Source organism: Halomonas sp. DP1Y21-3, from assembly GCF_019801245.1.
Taxonomy (GTDB): Bacteria; Pseudomonadota; Gammaproteobacteria; order Pseudomonadales; family Halomonadaceae; genus Halomonas; species Halomonas litopenaei.
In genome coordinates this window covers 106,473-125,684 of the sequence record NZ_JAHVJM010000006.1, presented here as the reverse complement: position 1 = coordinate 125,684, position 19,212 = coordinate 106,473, and the positions used below count along the sequence as shown (strand labels likewise).

Annotated in this window: 14 protein-coding genes; 2 read left to right on the top strand and 12 right to left on the bottom strand. The window is 64.4% G+C overall.

All coding sequences use genetic code 11. The features are described 5' to 3' along the window. The first annotated feature begins 82 nt into the window (after nucleotides 1-82). Nucleotides 83-1,273, top strand: coding sequence for an MFS transporter (locus tag KUV74_RS17110; RefSeq protein ID WP_108132633.1), 1,191 nt, complete (start codon nucleotides 83-85; stop codon nucleotides 1,271-1,273). Between the two features lie 163 nt (nucleotides 1,274-1,436). Here KUV74_RS17110 and pstB read toward each other — a convergent pair whose 3' ends face one another. The 6 genes from pstB to KUV74_RS17080 all read right to left on the bottom strand — a co-directional run bounded on the left by pstB (nucleotide 1,437) and on the right by KUV74_RS17080 (nucleotide 8,156). Further along, nucleotides 1,437-2,276, bottom strand: coding sequence for a phosphate ABC transporter ATP-binding protein PstB (pstB, locus tag KUV74_RS17105; RefSeq protein WP_108447959.1), 840 nt, complete (start codon nucleotides 2,274-2,276; stop codon nucleotides 1,437-1,439). Nucleotides 2,277-2,309: 33 nt separating this feature from the next. Beyond that, nucleotides 2,310-3,476 (bottom strand): phosphate ABC transporter permease PstA, encoded by a 1,167-nt coding sequence (pstA, locus tag KUV74_RS17100; protein WP_108132632.1) that lies wholly within the window; start codon nucleotides 3,474-3,476, stop codon nucleotides 2,310-2,312. 18 nt (nucleotides 3,477-3,494) lie between these two features. Further along, on the bottom strand, nucleotides 3,495-4,751 hold the full coding sequence (gene pstC / locus KUV74_RS17095; protein ID WP_108132631.1) for a phosphate ABC transporter permease subunit PstC: 1,257 nt from the start codon (nucleotides 4,749-4,751) through the stop codon (nucleotides 3,495-3,497). A gap of 106 nt (nucleotides 4,752-4,857) precedes the next feature. Then, complete coding sequence (locus tag KUV74_RS17090; protein ID WP_222516944.1) at nucleotides 4,858-5,871, bottom strand: substrate-binding domain-containing protein; 1,014 nt, start codon at nucleotides 5,869-5,871, stop codon at nucleotides 4,858-4,860. A gap of 318 nt (nucleotides 5,872-6,189) precedes the next feature. Next, entirely contained in the window at nucleotides 6,190-6,960 is a 771-nt protein-coding gene (locus tag KUV74_RS17085) for a sulfite exporter TauE/SafE family protein (RefSeq protein WP_308812435.1), read from the bottom strand. Beyond that, a complete protein-coding gene (locus KUV74_RS17080) occupies nucleotides 6,957-8,156 on the bottom strand; it encodes a Bcr/CflA family multidrug efflux MFS transporter (protein ID WP_222516943.1) in 1,200 nt (399 codons plus the stop codon). Before KUV74_RS17080 ends, KUV74_RS17085 begins: the two co-directional genes overlap by 4 nt. Before the next feature lie 132 nt (nucleotides 8,157-8,288). Here KUV74_RS17080 and tal point away from each other — a divergent pair, with 132 nt between their 5' ends. Then, nucleotides 8,289-9,227, top strand: a complete 939-nt coding sequence (gene tal / locus KUV74_RS17075; protein WP_108447650.1) for a transaldolase — start codon at nucleotides 8,289-8,291, stop codon at nucleotides 9,225-9,227. Nucleotides 9,228-9,437: 210 nt separating this feature from the next. Here the strand turns inward: tal and KUV74_RS17070 are convergent, their stop codons facing one another. From KUV74_RS17070 to KUV74_RS17045, 6 genes are all read right to left on the bottom strand, one after another. Further along, nucleotides 9,438-9,947: an STAS domain-containing protein gene (locus tag KUV74_RS17070; RefSeq protein WP_045993227.1), complete on the bottom strand. Its 510-nt coding sequence runs from the start codon at nucleotides 9,945-9,947 to the stop codon at nucleotides 9,438-9,440. Then, nucleotides 9,934-11,127, bottom strand: coding sequence for a PP2C family protein-serine/threonine phosphatase (locus tag KUV74_RS17065; protein ID WP_045993226.1), 1,194 nt, complete (start codon nucleotides 11,125-11,127; stop codon nucleotides 9,934-9,936). Before KUV74_RS17065 ends, KUV74_RS17070 begins: the two co-directional genes overlap by 14 nt. A gap of 12 nt (nucleotides 11,128-11,139) precedes the next feature. Continuing rightward, nucleotides 11,140-11,910 (bottom strand): VacJ family lipoprotein, encoded by a 771-nt coding sequence (locus tag KUV74_RS17060; protein ID WP_045993225.1) that lies wholly within the window; start codon nucleotides 11,908-11,910, stop codon nucleotides 11,140-11,142. Nucleotides 11,911-12,070: 160 nt separating this feature from the next. Next, nucleotides 12,071-13,198, bottom strand: a complete 1,128-nt coding sequence (locus KUV74_RS17055) for a beta-ketoacyl-ACP synthase III (RefSeq protein ID WP_222516942.1) — start codon at nucleotides 13,196-13,198, stop codon at nucleotides 12,071-12,073. A gap of 92 nt (nucleotides 13,199-13,290) precedes the next feature. Then, the gene (gene hrpA / locus KUV74_RS17050; RefSeq protein WP_409996593.1) at nucleotides 13,291-17,229 is read right to left on the bottom strand and encodes an ATP-dependent RNA helicase HrpA; all 3,939 of its coding nucleotides are present in this window, start codon (nucleotides 17,227-17,229) and stop codon (nucleotides 13,291-13,293) included. A 240-nt stretch (nucleotides 17,230-17,469) separates the two neighbouring features. Then, nucleotides 17,470-19,158: an AMP-binding protein gene (locus KUV74_RS17045; protein ID WP_222516940.1), complete on the bottom strand. Its 1,689-nt coding sequence runs from the start codon at nucleotides 19,156-19,158 to the stop codon at nucleotides 17,470-17,472. Between the last annotated feature and the right edge of the window lie 54 nt (nucleotides 19,159-19,212).

Sequence of the window (19,212 nt, the reverse complement as noted above, 5' to 3'; positions counted from 1 at the left end):
CGGTCAGCATGGCCGGGGGCGCCCACAGGCGCTCCCGGCCATTTTTTTGACCTCAGGTCTGGATCCACAACAGGACTCACGCATGGAGCGCTCTCGCCTGGCCCTGCCGCTGATCGTGCTGGCACAGTGGTGCGGTACATCGCTGTGGTTCAGCATCAACGGCGTTGCCGCCTCGCTGGGAAGCGACCTCGGCATTCGCGAGGCCGAAATCGGCCACCTGACCCTGGCAGTGCAACTCGGCTTTATCGTCGGCACCCTGACGATCGCCGCCAGCGGACTCGCCGATCGCTACCGTGCCAGCCGCATCTTTCTAAGCGCAAGCCTGGCAGGCGCTCTGGTCAACCTCGCCTTTATCACGGTTGCCGAGCACCACGCCCTCGCCCTGCTGCTGCGCTTCGCCACCGGGCTCTGCCTGGCCGGCATTTACCCGTTGGGCATGAAGCTGGTGATCGGCTGGACCCCGCGTCACACCGGGGCCGCCCTGGCCTGGCTGGTGGGCATGCTGACACTCGGCACGGCCATGCCCCATCTGCTGCGCGGCGCCACCCTGGACCTCCCCTGGGCCTGGACCCTGATCCTGTCCTCGGCCCTGGCAGTGGCCGGTGGCATCGCCGTGGCGCTATTGGGCGACGGCCCGCACCTGCCAGCAAACGCGTCTCGCGCCAGGCTGAAGGATGGCCTTGCCGCCTTTCGTGATCGCCACTTTCTCAGCGTCGCCGGCGGCTACTTCGGCCACTGCTGGGAACTCTACGCCTTCTGGCTGCTGGTGCCCTTCCTGGTCGGCCGTGAGGTCACGCGCCTTCAGGCGCCAGCCGACTGGGCGCCCTGGCTGAGCTTTTCGGTCATCGCCGTGGGGGCGCTGGGCTGCATCCTGGCCGGCGCCCTCAGTCGACGCCACGGCAGCGCCAGCGCCGCCAACCTGGCGCTCGCCACCTCCGGCGCCCTGTGCCTGATCTACCCCTGGCTTGGTCAGGCCAGCCCCCTGTTACTGCTGGGCCTGCTGTACCTCTGGGGCTTCAGCGTCATCGCCGACTCGGCCCAGTTCTCGTCACTGGCCTCGGCCACCGCCCCCAGGGCGCATATCGGCGCGACCCTGGCGGTGATGAACGCCATCGGCTTCACCCTTACCCTGCCCGGCATCTGGCTCGGTGCCAGCCTGTGGCAGGAGCACGAACTGAGCGTGTTGTGGCTACTGTTGCCCGGACCGGTGCTGGGACTGTGGTCGATGCGTGGTGTCGCCGCCTACGTCCGCCGCCAGCCCGCCAGCTCCTGATGCCATCCCCCTGACACCAGACCCTGACATCAGACGCAGACACCAACCCTGACTCCAGAGCGGACCACCACGGCTACTGGCCCCGGTTCACAGGTAGTAAAAAGGGAGGCCTGAAGGCCTCCCTTTGCTACCGCGGTGAACGCTACCACGCACGCCTCTCGGCTTAGCCGTAACGACCGGTGATGTAGTCCTCGGCCTTCTTGGTATGCGGGGTCGAGAACATGGTCTTGGTGTCGTTGTACTCGATGACCTCGCCTAGGTGGAAGAACGCCGTGTAGTCGGCGACACGAGCCGCCTGCTGCATATTGTGCGTCACCGTGATGATGGTGTACTGCTGCTTGAGCTTGTCCATCAGGTCTTCGATGGTGGCGGTGGAGATCGGGTCCAGCGCCGAGGTCGGCTCATCCATCAGGATCACGTCCGGCTGGACCGCGATGGCACGGGCGATGCACAGACGCTGCTGCTGGCCACCGGACAACGAGGTGCCGGGCTGGTGCAGCTTGTCCTTGACCTCTTCCCACAGGCCGGCGTCACGCAGGGCGCGCTCGACCAGCTCGTCCTGGTCGGCCTTGCGGCTGACCAGGTCATGCATCTTCGGGGCATAGACGATGTTGTCGTAGATCGACTTAGGGAAGGGGTTCGGCTTCTGGAACACCATGCCGACCCGACGCCGCAGCGCGACCTCGTCCATCTTCGGCTCGTAGACGTCGCGGCCGTCCATCTCGATCAGGCCCTTGACGCGTACGCTCGGGATCAGATCGTTCATGCGATTCAGGCAACGCAGGAAGGTCGACTTGCCGCAACCGGACGGGCCGATCAGGGCGGTCACGTTCTTCTGGTACAGATCCATGTCGATCGACTTCAGCGCGTGGAAGTCTCCGTACCAAAGATTCAGGTCGTTCACTCGAATGCTCAACTCGTGGTTGGCATCCTCGTTGCGAGTGACCGGCTGGCCGGGCTGGTCCTGCTTCATCACGCTTTCTCCGCGCTGGGCAACTTTCATGTTCATGGCAACGTATCCTGTTTGGGGGCCGGTTTACCAGCGCCGCTCGAATTTCTTGCGCAGCACCACCGCGGTGGCGTTGAGCGTGATAAGGATCGACAGCAGCACCAGAATGCCGCCCGACGTCTTCTCGATGAAGGCCCGGTCAGGCTCGCCCGCCCAGGTGAATATCTGTGCCGGCAGCACGGTGGCCGCCTCGGTAAAGGAGTTGGTCACATCGGGGATGAAGGCCACCATGCCGACGATGATCAACGGAGCGGTCTCGCCCATGGCCTGAGCCAGGCCGATGATCGAACCGGTCATGATGCCCGGCAGCGCCACCGGCAAAACATGGTCGCGCACCATCTGCCAGCGTGAGCAGCCGACGCCGAAGGCGGCATGACGGATGGAGTCGGGCACGCTGCGAAGCGCGGTCCGGGTGGCGATGATGATCACCGGCAGGGTCATCAGCGCCAGGGTCAGGCCACCGACCACCGGGGAGGAGCGCGGCACGCCGAAGAAGTTGATGAAGATCGCCAGGCCCAGCAGACCGAACAGGATCGAGGGAATCGCCGCCAGGTTGTTGATGTTGATCTCGATCAACTGGGTAAAGCGGTTGTCCGGCGCGAACTCCTCCAGGTAGACCGCCGTCATCACGCCGATGGGAAAGGCTACCGCCAGGGTCACCAGCAGGGTCAGCACGGTGCCCATGGCCGCCGAAGCGATACCGGCGAGCTCGGGCATCTTGGAGTCACCGCTGGAGAAGAAGGTCGAGTTGAAACGCAGCTCGGCCCGCCCATCCTCTTTCAGCCGATCGACCACCGCCATTTCCTTGTTGCTGAGCTTGGCGTGGTGGCCCTTGAGGTACTGGTCCACCTGGCCGTCGGCCAGCACCCACTCCATGCGGGAGGTACCGAGCAGGTCCGGGTTGTCTTCCATGCGACCCGGAATCAGGCGCAGATAGCCGCGACTGACCAGCGGGCGGACGTCTTCCTGAACCGCCGCCAGGGGAATCTGGCTGGCCTGCTCGGAGTAGTCCACCTCGACCTGGATCTGGGCCTGCTGGAAGGCCGGCAGCCCCTTGACCAGCATGTCGGCAAAGAACAGCACCAGGAACAGGCCGGCAAGACCGAGCGCTCCCATGGACGCCCACTTCAGTCGGGCCGACCTGCGGTGGCGAGCGCGGAGCTGGGCGCTGATGTCATCGAAGGATTGTCTCATTGGCTTTGGCTCCACGGCTTACAGGTTGTTGACGCGATACTTTTCGCGGAAGCGACGGATCATGATCACCGACACCAGATTCAGGCTCAGGGTCACCACGAACAGCATCAGTCCAAGTGCGAACGCCGACAGCGTCTCGGCACTGGCGAATTCCTGGTCACCGGTCAGCGCGGCGACGATGCGCACGGTCACGGTGGTCATGTCTTCCAGCGGATTGAAGGTCAGGTTGGGGCGCATGCCTGCCGCCATCACCACGATCATGGTCTCGCCCAGCGCCCGGGACACCGCCAGCAACGAGGCCGAGATGATGCCCGGCAGGGCTGCCGGCACCACGATGTCGCGAATCATCTCGCCCTTGGTCAGGCCCAGCGCAAGCGAACCTTCGCGCATGCTGTTGGGCACCGAGTTGATGACGTCATCGGACAGCGAGGAGATGAACGGAATGATCATGATGCCCATGACGATGCCCGGGGCCAGGGCGTTGTTGAACGAGGCCTCGAGACCGAAGAACCCGGCCACGGCAACGATGATCGGCGCCACCGTAATGGCGGCGAAGAAGCCGTAGACCACGGTCGGAATGCCGGCCAGCACCTCGAGCACCGGCTTGGCGATGGTACGCACCTTGGGCGGCGCGAACTCGGCCATGTAGATGGCCGCCAGCAGACCGATCGGAATCGCCACCAGCATGGCGATGAAGGTGATCATGAAGGTACCGGCGAACAGCGGCACCGAACCGAACTTGGCGGCACTGGCCCCTTCCTCGGCGCGACCGGCGGCCTCGAGGAAGCTGGCACCCGGATTCCAGGTGGTGCCGGTGATAAAGTCCCAGAAGCTCTGCATCTGGAAGAAACGGATCGCCTCGAAGACGATGGACAGCAGGATCCCCAGGGTGGTGAAGATGGAGATCAGGGCCGCGCCGGCGAGAAAGAAGCGGATGACCCGCTCGATCGCCTGACGCGCGTGGAAGTCGGGACGCACCATCGCCACGCCCAGCACCAGGCCGATGCAGGCGATGACCAGGCAACTGGCCAGCAGCAGCAGCGGCGGAATCTCGGCACCCACGAGCAGCATGATGAAGCTACCCACGGCACCGACCACCAGCGCCGGACCCGCCGTGGACATGACGGTGAACCAGCCGTACTGATCGGGCTGAGCGTACATGGAGGTGCCGGAGGCTCGGACTCTGGCGGCCTTGCCGCGGGCCAGGAAGAAGGCGATCAGACCGAGCAGAAGCAGCGAGCCGCTGAACATCGCCAGGAGTTGATTGGTCTGCATGGGTGTCTCTCGGGATTCTGTGCTCAAGCAAGCATGGGCTTGCCGGAACGTGTACCGGCCGACACCCGTTGCAGGATGCCGGCCGGCGTGATCAGGACCGTGTCCCTTACTTCAGGTCGGCCAGCTCGAGGGTCTCGTGGTTCTCGACGGCACTGCGAGCCTCGGCGCGCTCGTCTTCCGGCGCCGGGATCAGGCCGATGCCCTTGAGGTAGCCGAGGTCACCGACCATCTGCTCGCTCATGAACATGTTGGCGTACTCGTACATGGCCGGCACGTCTTCGGCGTGCTGGTTCTTCACGTAGAAGAACATGGAGCGAGACACCGGGTACTCACCGCTGCCGATGGCGTCCGGAGTCGGCTCGACGCCGTCGATGCTGGAGCCGATCAGGGTGTCGGCGTTCTCTTCCAGGAAGGAGTAGCCGAAGATGCCGAAGGCCTCGGTGTTCTCGGCCAGGCGCTGAACGATCAGGTTGTCGTTCTCGCCGGCGTCGATGAAGGCACCGTCGGCGCGCACGTCGGTGTAACCTTCACCGCCGTAGGCCTCCATGTCCTCGGAAACGGCTTCCATCACGAGCTCAGCGAAGGCATCACGGGTACCGGAGGTGGTGGGCGGTCCATAGACGGCGATCTCGCGATCCGGCAGCGAGGAATCGATGTCGCTCCACTTGGTGTAGGGGTTGTCGACCAGCTCACCATCGACCGGCACCTTGGCGGCCAGCGCCAGGAAGATCTGCTCGCGGGTGACGTCCATCGCCTCGTTGTCGCCGGACTGGGCGAAGGCGATGCCGTCATAGCCGATGAAGGCTTCGGTGATGTCGGTCACACCGTTGGCTTCACAGGTCTCGAACTCGGAAGTCTTCATGCGACGCGAGGCGTTGGTGATGTCCGGGGTATCGTCACCCAGACCGGAGCAGAACAGCTTCATGCCGCCACCGGAACCGGTGGACTCGATGACCGGCGTCGGGAAGTCGGTGGTGGCACCGAACTCTTCGGCCACGTAGCTCGAGAACGGGTAGACGGTGCTGGAACCAACGATACGGACTTGATCGCGGGCTTGAGCGACACCCACCACGCCCATGACGGCGGCGGCGATAGCGGTGGTCTTGAGGATGCGGTTCATGGAGAAAGCTCCTGATGATGAGATGGTCAACCTTCGCGAAACACACAATGCCGCAGAAAAATGACAGCTTCATGACAGCACACTCCGGTTGACGCCTTCCCGATACCTCTTACGTTTCCTCCCTGCCCCTCCTCCTGCCCGGCCATGTCATGACAGCGTCACGGCCCTGTCACCGCGACCCCGGTCATCGCCACCCTTTGACAGCCGACAGCAACCTGAGCGGACACAAAAGAAGCTGCCGCAAAAAAAGGCCGCCCGGCTTTGCGCCGGACGGCCAATCTGGTGTCGCTTCGATAGCGACGACATGAAACAACCGGGTCAGCTGATCAATAGCCCCAATGCCGCCGCGGCGCACAGGGTCAAGGACGCCGCCTGCAACAGTCGCCGAGGCAACTTCGGCGCCAGCACCGCCCCAAGGGCGTGGCCCGCCACCACCATGGGCATGAAACTGAGACTCACGCCCAACAGCCACAGCGGCACCCTGCCCACGGCGGCCAGGCTCGCCAGGGTCATCAGCGACGAGATAAGAAAGAACGCCGCCAGGTTGCCCCTCAGGCGGTCCATCGGCATGCCGTGCATCAGCAGCACGATGGGCGGTCCGCCGATCGCCGCCACGGCACCGAACACTCCCGACAGAAAACCAGCACCAAACAGTGACGAGCGATTGACCGGCAGGCGCAGCTTGAACAGCGTCACCACCACCGCGAACAGCACGATGCTGGCGATCATCACCTCCAGTGTCGCCATGGGTGCCACCAGCAACAGCCAGACCCCAAGCAGGGTTCCCGGCACCTTGCCCACCAGGGCCATGGAGATATCGGTCATGGCGACTTCCCGGCGATAGCGGCGTACCACCAGACAGGACACCAGAAAGCCGTAGACCACCAGCACCACCGGCACCAGGGACGGCGCCTTCAACAGGATCAGTGGCGCCCCCACCACCGCCATGCCGAAGCCGGTGGTACGCTGGACGAAGGTCCCCAGCGCCAGTACCGCCCCCACCCACAGCCACGAGCCGAGGGTCAGCTCGCTGAGCACCCACCACTCCCTTGCGCAGTCCTGCACTGCGGCCAGCAACGACGCCATCATGACGCCGCCTCCTCGGCCCGAGGCGGACGTCCGGCGAGCACGCGCAGGCCGACGTTGCCGATCAACGCCACCGTGACCATGGCGATCACCATGGGCCAGGCAGAGTCGATTTCAAAGGCGGTGACCAGGGCACCGGACAGTGCTGCACTGCTGAACTGGATACTGCCGAGCAGCGCCGTGGCGGTAGCGCTCATATGACTGAACCGCTCCAGCAGCGATGAAATGGCGTTGGGCGAGATCAGCCCCACCACGCCCAGAAACGCCATCACCAGCGGCACCACCGTGAACAGCGAGTCCGTCCCCGTGGCCACTACCACCAGCAGGCCGCCGGCGGCGACCAGCTGAATGGCGAGACCAAGGCGCAGGTTCTGCTGGGGTGTACGCCGACGCAGCAGGCGAATATTGACCCGGTTGGACAGCGCCATCACCACCACATTGGCACCAAAGACGAAGGGATAGGCTGCCGGCGACAGCCCGTAGTGCTGCATGTAGAGAAACGGCGACGAGGTGACGAAGGCAAAGATGCCGGCGAAGGACGCCGCCACCGCCAGGATGTAGCCCATGGCCTGACGGTCGGTCAGCACACTTGCGTAGTTGCGCAGCACCTGACGGGGCGAGGCCACCGGTGCCCCTGCAGGCCGGGTCTCCGGCAGAAAGGCCCCGAGCAGCCACATCAGGAAGGCGGCATAGACCGCCAGGAAGACGAAGATCAGCCACCAGTCGGCCAGGTACAGCAGCAGGCTGCCGACCATCGGCGCCACCAGCGGCGCCAGCATCAGGATCATCGCCATGGTCGACATGACCTTGGCCGCCTCGCGACCACTGAAACAGTCGCGCACGATGGCTGCGGAATTGACCACGCAGGCGCCGCCGCCCAGCGCCTGGACAAAGCGCCAGACCAGAAGCTCCGTCAACGAATCGACGCTGACGATCACCAGGCTGGCGATCAAGAACAGGATCTGTCCGGCCAGCAGCACCGGCTTGCGTCCGATGCGGTCGGAAAGCGGCCCGCAAGTGAGCTGGCCCACGGCAAAGCCGACCATGAACACGCTGAGTGAAAGCTCGGTGTGATGAACACTGGCCCCCACCGACTCGGCCAGCGCCGGCATGGCCGGCAGGTAGGCGTCTATGGCGAAGGGGGCAAGGGCAGTATTGGCGGCCACCAGCAGGGCGACACGCCGGGCATTCAGGGACACAGGCGCTCCATGAAGAACAAGGTTTGAAAAATTGTCATCGGGTTGATCGTGACGCCGCTGCGGCTGTTGTCCACATCGACGCCTTGGTACAGTAGGTCCAGCTCACCACCGCCCAACTACGGAGATTGGCCCATGGCAGACGATCTGCTGACCCAACTGAAGGCGATGACCACGGTGGTCGCCGACACCGGCGACCTGGACGCCATTCGTCGCTTCCAGCCCACCGACGCCACCACCAACCCGTCGCTGATCCTGCAAGCCGCCAGCCACGCCGATCGTCGCGCCCGCCTGGCCGCCATCGCCAAGGAGGCCAACGACATCGATGACGCTCTCGACGCCGTGGCGGTGGACATCGGCAGCGAGATCAGCGAGCTGGTGCCTGGCTATGTGTCGACCGAGGTCAGCGCACGGCTATCGTTCGATACCGAAGGGACCCTGGCCCGCGCCCATTCACTGATCGAGCGCTATGCCCGCAAAGGCGTCGGCGCCGAGCGCATCCTGATCAAGGTGGCGTCCACCTGGGAAGGCATTCGTGCCGCCAAGACGCTGGAGCGAGAAGGCATCCGCACCAATCTGACGCTGCTGTTCAGCTTCGCCCAGGCTCAGGCCTGCGCCGATGCCGGGGTCACGCTGATCTCGCCCTTCGTCGGCCGCATCCTCGACTGGCACAAGGCCCAGCAGCCGGAGGCCGACTTCAGCGGCGACAACGATCCCGGCGTGCAATCGGTCAAGCGCATCTACGACCACTACAAGGGCCACGGCTACTCGACCATCGTGATGGGCGCGAGCTTCCGTAACACCGACGAGGTCAAGGCGCTGGCCGGCTGCGATCGTCTGACCATCTCGCCGGCACTGCTCGAGGAATTGCACGGTCAGCAAGGCGCTCTCGAACGCCGCCTCGTCCGCAGCGACGCCGAGACCAGCGCACCGGAGCCCCAGACCGAAGACGACTTCCGCTGGGCCATGAACGAAGACGCCATGGCCACCGAAAAACTGGCCGAAGGCATCCGCAAGTTCATGGCCGATCAGCGCAAGCTGGAAAGCCTGCTGACCGAACTGCGCCAGGGATGATCACGAGCGCACCACCGGCAAGCCTGGCTGGGCCTGGCTGCAGATGATCAAGAGGGCGATCCATGGATCGCCCTCTTGCATTATGCGCTTGCCAGCTTACGGCGATCTGACACCGTTTTCCGCTTTTGGAGTTCGCCATTTTCTACGCCTTCGGCGCCTTCTGCTGAACACGCCTTCGGCGCGTCGACGTCAGGCCCGGCACGGGCTGGATCAGGCCTTGTGCGAAGCGTCGTTCTGGGCCTCGAGCATCTCGACCAGCGGCTGGAACTGTTCGTGGTTATGCTCGTTCATGCGCATCAGGATACGATGCGCTTCGAGGATGCGCTCCCGCAGCCCCTCTTCATCGGCGGGCACTTCGGGGAGCTCCTCGAAGTCGTCGACCTCGGCGATGGGACGCTCCAGCAAGGTAAAGAAAGCGCCAAAGCCCATCACCTCGAGCATCCGCTTGACGTCGGGATTGTCGGCCACGATGGTCGGCGCCTGCTCGAGCTTGCCGCGCAGCGCCATGGCCACCTTGGCCAGGAAGCCAAGCGCCGTGGAATCGACGTTGCTGGCCTCGCGCAGGTCGATCATCACCGCCTTGAGTCCCGGCGTGTCGGCCAGTTGCTGGGCCTGGAGATCCAGGGTGGCACACAGGGTCAGGCGCACGTCGCCACATAGCTTCAGGACGAACACACCGGCCTCGAATGCCGCCTTCAGTCGACCTTCATGCACTTTCATCGCCAAACCCGCTCACCAACATGATCGTCAAGTCGTCGGGCAGCTCTTCGCGCCCCGAGGTGGGGTCCTCCAGCGCTTCTTCATCGCTGGAGAGCGCCCCCAGGGCCAGCCCCCGACGCATCGTATCCAGGGAATCGCTGTCTTCGACCCGCTGCCTGAGATCGTCAAGGCGCGCCTCGAGACTGTCCCCCGGCAAGCACTCCAGCACCCCATCGGAGCAGAGCCAGAGCGAAAAGTCATCGGGCAAGTCACATCCCAGTGCCGGATAACTGACCTCCGGAAACAAGCCTACCGGCATGCCCTCTCCCGCCAGCGTGGTGACGCCCTCGTCGGACTTCAATAGCGGCATCGGCAGCTGCGCGCCGAGAGAATAGTGCAGATAGCGCTTCTGCTGGTCGATAACGCCGACGAACAGGGTGGCGTGCTTGCCGATCCCCGTGTCCAGCAGCTCCCGATTCAACTGGGACAGCCAGCGCGGCGGCAATGCCTCGGGTGCCTCACCGTCCCACTCGCCTTGCCAGCGATTGAACAGATACTTGAGCAGCACCGTCACGAAGGCGGACGAGGCTCCGTGGCCCGACACATCAGCGAAATAGAATAATGTATAGCGCTCATTGTACGCCTGGATATCGAGAAAGTCGCCTGACAGATACAACGAGGGCGCAAGCCAGTAGTCACAGCCGATCGCCCCCAGCTGCTGCGGCCTCGGCGGCAGCATGCGACGCTGGATCTGGCCGCCGGCCTGCTGGTCGAGCCGGAGCATCGCCAGGTGGGTCTCCAGGCTCTCGTTGAGCTCTTCCAGTCGCGCTCGATCCTCTTCGCGCTCCCGGGCCAGACGATTGACGTCCACCACACGCCGGATCATCCGCCTGAGCAGATGGGCATGGCGCAAGGGGTCGATCACGTAGTCGACAAGGCCCGCGTCAACGGCCTTGAGCAGATCGTCGTCTCGCCGGTCCTCGCTGACCACCAGGGTGGGCCAGCGCTCGGCCAGCACCATCCACTCGCGACTCGGTACCGCCAGCGAATGTGCCACCACAAGCGCCGTGGAGCCGGGAAGCTCATCGGCGCTGGCGGCGGCAAAGACCGCAAGTCCGTCGCGAGCAATCGCGTCCACCAGGGCGTCGCGGTGCTCGCCCGGGTGGTCGATTACCCCGATCAGAGGTTTGGCTGCTTGCATGCAGATGCCACCTTACTCGGCGAAGGCATCTTCGTCGTAGTCAAAGCCATCGTCGATAAAGCTGTCGTCACCAAGCTCACCATCGGTGACCTCGAAACGACGACGCTGTAGCCAGGCGTCACGAATGAAGCTGTAGCGATCACCGCGAATCAGATCCTCCTGATCGAGCAGGCTGGCACGCGCGTCGAGCAGCTCAAGACCACGCAGCGAGTAGCGCACGGTGTCGTCCTCGACGTAGGTCAGCGGGTAGGTGTACCAGTCGACCGGCAAGGCGCTGGTGTCACGCACTGTGCTGGGGCCGAGGAACGGCAGTACCACGAAGGGCCCCTCGCCCACGCCCCAGGCAGCCAGGGTCTGGCCGAAGTCTTCCTCGTCGGCGATAAAGCCGGCATGGGTCGCCGGATCCAGAAGACCACCCAGACCGAAGGTGGTGTTCATCAAAAAGCGCATGCTCGAGTTGCCCGCATTGGCACCCTTGCCCTGCAACAGGCTGTTGAACACCGTGCGCACTTCGCCGAGGTTGTCGAAGAAGTTGCTGACACCGCGCTCGAGCGGGTCCGGGGTCACGTAGCGATAACCCTGGGCGGCAGGCTTGAGTGCATAGCGATCCAGCACATCGTTGAAGGCGAAGACCCTGCGATTGAAGCCCTCCCAGGGGTCCGCTGGATTGGGCTCGCTGGATACGCCGCTGCTGGCGCAGCCGCTTGCCGCCAGGGCGACGGCCATGACCAGGACACCCCTCTGCATGCCCTTGCCCAGGGCACCGCTGTAGTTCGCGTTCATCGTTCGACTGCCTCCCTTGCCTGTCCTTGTCACGATCGTCAATCTATCGGCGCTGTTGTCCGGGGTTGGACTCCGGGTAGCGTCAGCGACGACGCCTCTGCGTACGGCAGTCGTCTGGTTCCGCCGACGAGTCAGCTGTCGGTTCCCCGGAGGGTCGGCCTCAGTCCCTGCGAATCACCACGCAGCCCGCACTGTAGCCCGCGCCGAAGGAACACACCACCCCGGTAGCGCCCGGTTCCAGGTCCTGATGATGCAGATGGAACGCAATGATCGAACCGGCAGAACTTGTATTAGCGTAACGGTCAAGAATAATCGGCGCTTGATCCGGAGCAGGCTCCTGGCCCAGCACCCTTCGTGCGATAAGATCGTTCATGTGTCGATTGGCCTGATGCAGCCATAGCCGCGACAGCGTACCAGGCGCGATATCCAGGCTCTCCAGGTGGTCACGGATCAACTGTGCCACCATCGGACAGACTTCCTTGAAGACCCTGCGGCCTTCCTGCACGAACAGCTTGTCGGCTGCCTGGGGGTCGGCGTCGGTGACGCGGTTGAGAAAGCCCGCATTATTGCGAATGGCGTTGGAAAACTGCGTCACCAGTCGGGTCCCGAGCACCTCGAACCGTGTCTCGGCTTTCGCCACCTGGTCGCTTTCCAGCACCAGGGCGGTACAGGCGTCGCCAAAGATGAAGTGGCTGTCGCGGTCGCGGAAGTTCAGGTGTGCCGAACACACCTCGGGGTTGACCACCAGGGCGCGGCGCACGCCGCCGGAGCGGATGGCATTGGCGGCGTTGTCGATGGCGAAGGTGGCCGAGGAACAGGCCACGTTCATGTCGAAGGCGTAGCCCCCGGTGCCCAGCGCACGCTGCAACTCCACCGCCACCGCCGGATAGGGGCGCTCCAGATTCGAGCAGGCCACGATCACCAGGTCGATGTCGGCGGCCTCGACCCCCGCTGCGGCCAGCGCCTCGTGCGAGGCGGCCAGCGCCATCTCGCACTGGATGCCAGGGCTGTCGTTGTCGCGCTCGTCGAGCTTCGGGCGCATGCGCTCGGGATTCAGGATGCCCTCGGCGTCCAGCACGTAGCGGCTATGGATACCCGAGGCCTTGACGATGAATTCACTGCTGGAATGCGCCAGGGCGTCACGTTCCCCGGCCTCGATCGCCTCGCGGTGGCGGGCATTCTCGGCATCCACCCAGGCGTTGTACGACGCCACCAGGGCGTCGTTGTCGATGGCGTTGGCCGGGGTATACAGGCCGCTGCCGGTAATAAGCACCTTCGCTGGGGTCATGCCCTTCTCCTTCATGCGGCACCTCGGTGCCGCCGGTCGATCGCGACCACCCGGGGCGGCCACTCACTTTCGTCATCTTTGGCGCGGGGGCCTTACCCCCGCCCGGTCAATTCCGCCCAGCGTTTCTCCAGGCGCTTCTCCGATACCGGCATGGCGGTACCCAGCTGCTGCGCAAACAGCGATACCCGCAACTCCTCGATCCACCAGCGAAACTCGACCAGCGATGGATCTTCGACGCCGCCTCGGTGCTCGGCCTGTCGACGCGTCTCGAGGCGCGTCTCGAAGTCCTGCACCGTCTGCATCAGCATCTGGTCGCGCATGCGCTCGCGCGGGGCCTTCTCCAGGCGCACCTGGGCGGCCTCCATGTAGCGCGGATAAGCCTCGAGCCAGGCACCGGCGTCGGTCACGAAGCCCGGGTACACCAGCCGCTGCATCTGTGCCTTGAGATCACTGTATACCAGCGCCAGCGACAGGCTCAGGTTACCCTTCAACGCCTTTGTCACCGCCAGGTGGCCCTCCAGTGCCGGCTTGAGCACCGCCACCAGCTTGTCGGCATGGGGAACGATATCCTGGCGAACCGCCTGAATGCGTTGTTCCAGGGCCTCGGCACTGCGCGGCAGCGGATCCACCGCCACGACCTGCCGGAAGACGGCCGTCACCACATCTTCGGTCAGTGCACGCTTGCTGCCTACCTTGGCGAACAATAGAGCACAGGTCGACAGTCCCTGGGTACGCTCGATGGCCTTCACTTGATCTGGCAGGCGTTCCATCGCCGCCTTGACCACCCCGCGGCGATGCGCTTCATGGGCCTTGGCCGGATGGTCGAACAGCTCGAGAGTGAGCCCGCTCGACGAAGGCACCAGCGCCGGGAAAGCCTCGACACGAATCCCGGCCTGGGAGGTCACCCGCGATTCCGGCAATGCCTGCTCGGGGAAGCCCGACAGCTCGGACTGGCTCTCCACGCTCTTGGCCAGCGCCCGGGCACCCTGACTGGCGGCAGCCTCGAAGCGCCGCTCCAGCGCCCGCAGGTCACGGCCCTGGCCCAGCACCTTGCCGCTGTGGTCGACCACCTTGAGGTTCATCACCAGATGGGGCTCGAGCTGATCGAGGCGCCAGTCGTCCGGCGACAGGCGCAGCCCAGTCTTGACCCGCAGAAATTCACCGAGCGCCTCGGTCAGGCTGCCGTCCCCGGGCACCAGTGCCTCCAGCGCTGCGTCGACCCAGTCGGGTATCGGCACCACCTGTCGGCGTATCGACTTGGGCAGCGACTTCAACAGGGCGATGCACTTGTCCCGGAGCAATCCCGGCACCAGCCACTCGAGACGAGACGACGACAGCTGAGACAGCATCGCCGCCGGCACCGTCATGGTCACACCGTCATCCTCGGCCCCCGGCGCGAAGTGATAAGCCAGCGGATAGCGCACACCGTCGATCGACAGCTCGTCAGGATAGGCGTCACCGGTGACGTCATCCGCCTCCCGTGCCAGCAGCGCCTGACGGTCGAACTTGAGCAGCTCAGGGTCACTGCGCTCGGCCTTGCGCCGCCAGGCTTCGAAGCCCTTGCCGTTGACGATATCCTCAGGCAGGCGAGCGTCGTAGAAGTCGAACAGCTGCTCCTCGTCCACCAGAATGTCGCGCCGCCGTGCGCGATCCTCGAGGTCCTCGACCTCGTCGATCAGTGCCCGGTTGTGGGCGAAGAACTCGCCCTTGGTGCGAAACTCGCCTTCCACCAGCGCCCGGCGGATAAACAGCTCACGGCTTTCGACCGGGGCGATGGGGCCATAGTGGACCTTGCGCCGGGCCACGATCGGCAGCCCGAACAGGGTGACCTGTTCGAAGGCCACCACCTGTGCCCGCTTCATCTCCCAATGGGGCTCGCTGTAGCTGCGCTTGACCAGATGGCCCGCCAGAGGCTCGATCCACTGTGGCTCGACCTTGGCCACGCTGCGCGCGAACAGCTTCGAGGTCTCGACCAGCTCCATCGCCATCACCCACTTCGGAGACTTCTTCGAAAGCCCCGATGCCGGATGAATCATGAACTTGCGATTGCGCGCCCCAAGATACTCGCGGTTCTCGGTCAGGGTGCCCAGGTGGCTCAGCAGGCCGGTCAACAGCGCCTTGTGCATGGCCACCGTCTGCTGACGCTTTCGCTCCTTGGCCTGACCATCGTCATCTTCACCTTCGGCGGCGATGGCGGGCCTGGCCGACGGCACCTGGATATCCATGTCCTTGAGCAGCTGACGCAACTGGCGGAAGGTATCGTGCCACTCGCGCAGGCGCAGGTAATTCAGGAAATTATCGCGACACCAGCGACGCAGCCGGTTGCCCGAGAGTTCCTCTCGGGCGGCTTCGAAGCCGTGCCACAGATTGAGCAGCGCCACGAAGTCGGAATCCGGATCCTGCCAGCGGCGGTGGGCCTGATCGGCGGCTTCGCGCTTGTCGGAGGGTCGATCACGCGGGTCCTGCACCGCCAGCGCCGAGACCACGATCAGCACCTCGCGCAGGCTCTGTTGCTCGACCCCGGCCAGCACCATGCGGGCCAGGCGCGGATCGATGGGTAGTCGCGCCAGCCGTCGCCCCAATGTCGTCAGGCGACTGTTGTCGTCGACCGCACCCAGCTCATAGAGCAACTTGAAGCCATCGGTGACAAAGCGCGAGTCGGGTGGATCGACGAAGGGAAAGTCCTGGATGTCGCCCAGTTTCAACGACAGCATCGACAGGATCACCGAGGCCAGGTTGGTGCGCCGGATCTCCGGATCGGTAAACTCAGGGCGCGCCAGGAAGTCGTCTTCGTCATACAGACGGATGCACACCCCTTCCGCCACCCGGCCGCAGCGGCCCTTGCGCTGATTGGCGCTGGCCTGGCTGACCGCCTCCACCGGCAGGCGCTGAATCTTGGCGCGATAGCTGTAGCGACTGATGCGCACCAGCCCCGGGTCGATCACGTAGCGGATACCCGGCACCGTCAGCGAGGTCTCGGCCACGTTGGTGGCGAGCACGATGCGCCGCCCGCTGTGGGGGGCAAACACGCGGTTCTGCTCGGCGTTAGAAAGCCTGGCGTAGAGCGGCAGTATCTCGGTGCTCTTGAGATCGGCACGCCGGAGCACGTCGGCGGTCTCGCGGATCTCGCGCTCACCGGGTAAAAACACCAGGATATCGCGGGGACCATGGAACCAGCGCTTTTCGCGCTCGATGGTCTCGATTTCCTCCACCGCGTGAAGGATACCCTCGCTGAGGGTGCGGTCTTCCTCGTCATCTTCGTCGCGAATCAGCGGCCGATAGCGCACCTCCACCGGGTAGGTACGACCCGAGACCTCCACCACCGGAGCAGGACGCACGACGCCGTCCTGGTCTCGGCTGGCAAAGTGCTGACTGAAGCGCTCCACATCGATGGTGGCGGAGGTGATGATGACCTTGAGGTCGGGGCGGCGATCGAGCAGGCGCTTGAGGTAGCCGAGCAGGAAATCGATATTGAGGCTGCGTTCGTGGGCCTCGTCGATGATCAGGGTGTCGTAGCGGCGCAGGTCCGGGTCCTGGCGGGTCTCCGCCAGCAGGATGCCGTCGGTCATCAGCTTGACCAGGGTGTCGTCGTTGGTCTGGTCGGTGAAGCGGACCTGATAACCCACCTGCTCGCCCAGCGGCACCTGCAGTTCTTCTGCCAGACGGGTCGCCACCGAGCGCGCCGCCAGGCGCCGCGGCTGGGTGTGGCCAATCAGCCCGCGACGGCCAAGCCCCAGCTCCAGACACAGCTTGGGCAGCTGGGTGGTCTTGCCGGAGCCGGTTTCGCCGGCCACCACCACCACCTGATGGGACTCCAGTGCCTTGAGGATATCGGCACGCCGCGCCGCCACCGGGAGCTGCTCGGGATAGTCGAGCGTGACCGGGCGCGCCTGGCGCGAGGCCAGGGTCTGACGAGAGCGCTGCCAGTGGTGCTCGACCTCCTTGAGTCCCCGGTCGATGGGCTTGCCGTCGCGTCGACGACGCTCGAGACCGGCCAGACGCTTGGCCAGCGTCGGGCGATCGCGAAGCATCACCTGTTCCAGTCCTTCGGTCAGAGACTTCAGGCGAGAGGCGTCGTCGGCGTTTTGCTGGGCGGTGGGCGTAGAACTACTCACGTTGGGGTCGAAGGCTCCGGGTGGATCATGGGCGCCGCGTCGCACGGACGCGGGGCGGGAAGGCTCCCGCAACGCAAAGGGCGCTATTGTAACGCCGCAGCCAAGGCAAGGGCCAATCGCCGGCCCCTGCCCTTCCCCGGACCTTGTCGGCGGGCGTCAGCCGTCGGTGCCGGTCCCGGTTTCGGTGCTGCCTTCGTCACGCAACTGGCGCCTGAGCACCTTGCCGACGTTGGTCTTGGGCAGTTCGTCACGAAACTCCACCAGCTTGGGCACCTTGTAGCCGGCCAATTCCTGCTTGCACCAGGCGCGCAGCTCGTCACTGGTCAAGGAGCTGTCCTTGGCCACCACGAACAGCTTGATGACTTCGCCGCTGGTCTCGTCGGGCACCCCGACGGCGCAGGACTCGACCACCTTGGGATGGGCCGCGACCACGTCCTCGATCTCATTGGGATAGACGTTGAAGCCGGACACCAGAATCATGTCCTTCTTGCGATCGACAATACGCACGTAGCCATCGTCCTGGATGACCGCGATGTCACCGGTATGGAAGAAGCCATCGGCATCGATGACCTTGGCCGTCTCGTCATCGCGGTTCCAGTATCCCTTCATCACCTGGGGGCCGCGCACGCACAGCTCGCCCGGCTCGCCCGGCTCGGGGTCGCCACCGTCAGGGTTGCACAGCTTGAGCTCGGTGCCGGCGACGGGGCGGCCGATGGTGCCGAGCTGGATCGCCTCCACCGGGTTGAAGCTGACGATCGGCGAGGTCTCGGTCAGGCCGTAACCCTCGGCGATGGGGCAGCCCGTCACCTCTTCCCAACGCTTGGCCGCGGCCTTGGTCAGCGCCATGCCACCGGAGATGGTCAGGTGCAGGTGGGAGAAGTCCAGCGCCTTGAAGTCGTCACGATTGCATAGCGCATTGAACAGCGTATTGAGCCCGACGAAGCCGGTGAAACGCGTCTTCGAGAGCTCCTTGATAAAGGTATCGAGGTCCCGCGGATTGGTGATCAGCAGCGAATGGTTGCCGCCTTCCAGCATGAACAGGCAGTTCACCGTAAAGGTATAGATGTGATAGACCGGCAGCGGCGCGACGACCACCTCGCTACCCTCGCTCAAGCCACCCCCGATGATCTGCTTGGCCTGCAGCATGTTGGCCACCAGATTGCGGTGGGTCAGCATGGTGCCCTTGGCAAGCCCGGTGGTCCCCCCGGTGTACTGCAGCGCGGCGATATCGTCGAGCTCGCGTTCTACCTCACGGTGCTCGAGGGAGGCGCCTTGCTTGAGCACCTGACGCAACCTGACCGCCTTGGGGATCGAGTAGCGCGGCACCATCTTCTTGACGTACTTGACCACAAAGTTGATCAGCGGTCGTTTGGGGAAGTCGTGCAGATCACCGATCTCGGTGATCACCACATGCTCGATGTCGGTCTTGTCCAGCACCCGCTCGAGCTTGTCTGCCATGTTGGCCAGGATCAGGATCGCCTTGGCGCCGGAATCCTTGAACTGGTGGGTCATCTCGCGCTCGGTGTACAGCGGATTGGTGTTGACCACCACCATGCCGGCGCGAATGGCGCCGAACACCGCTACCGGGAACTGCAGCAGGTTCGGCAACTGGATCGCCACCCGATCACCGGGCTCAAGGTTGGTCTCGTGCTGCAGCCAGGCGGCGAAATCACCTGACAGCCGGTCAAGCTCGGCGTAGGTCAGGGACTTGCCCATGCACGAGAAGGCCACCTTTTCGTCGTAGCGCTTGACGGAGCGGTGGAAGATATCCATCACCGAATGATAGTCATCGAGCCCTTCCAGGGCCTCCCCCCGAACGATCGATGCAGCGGCGTTCTCACTCATGGGCGTTCTCCATTCGGGGGACCAGGTCCCCTCTTATTATCAAATTGTGGTGTC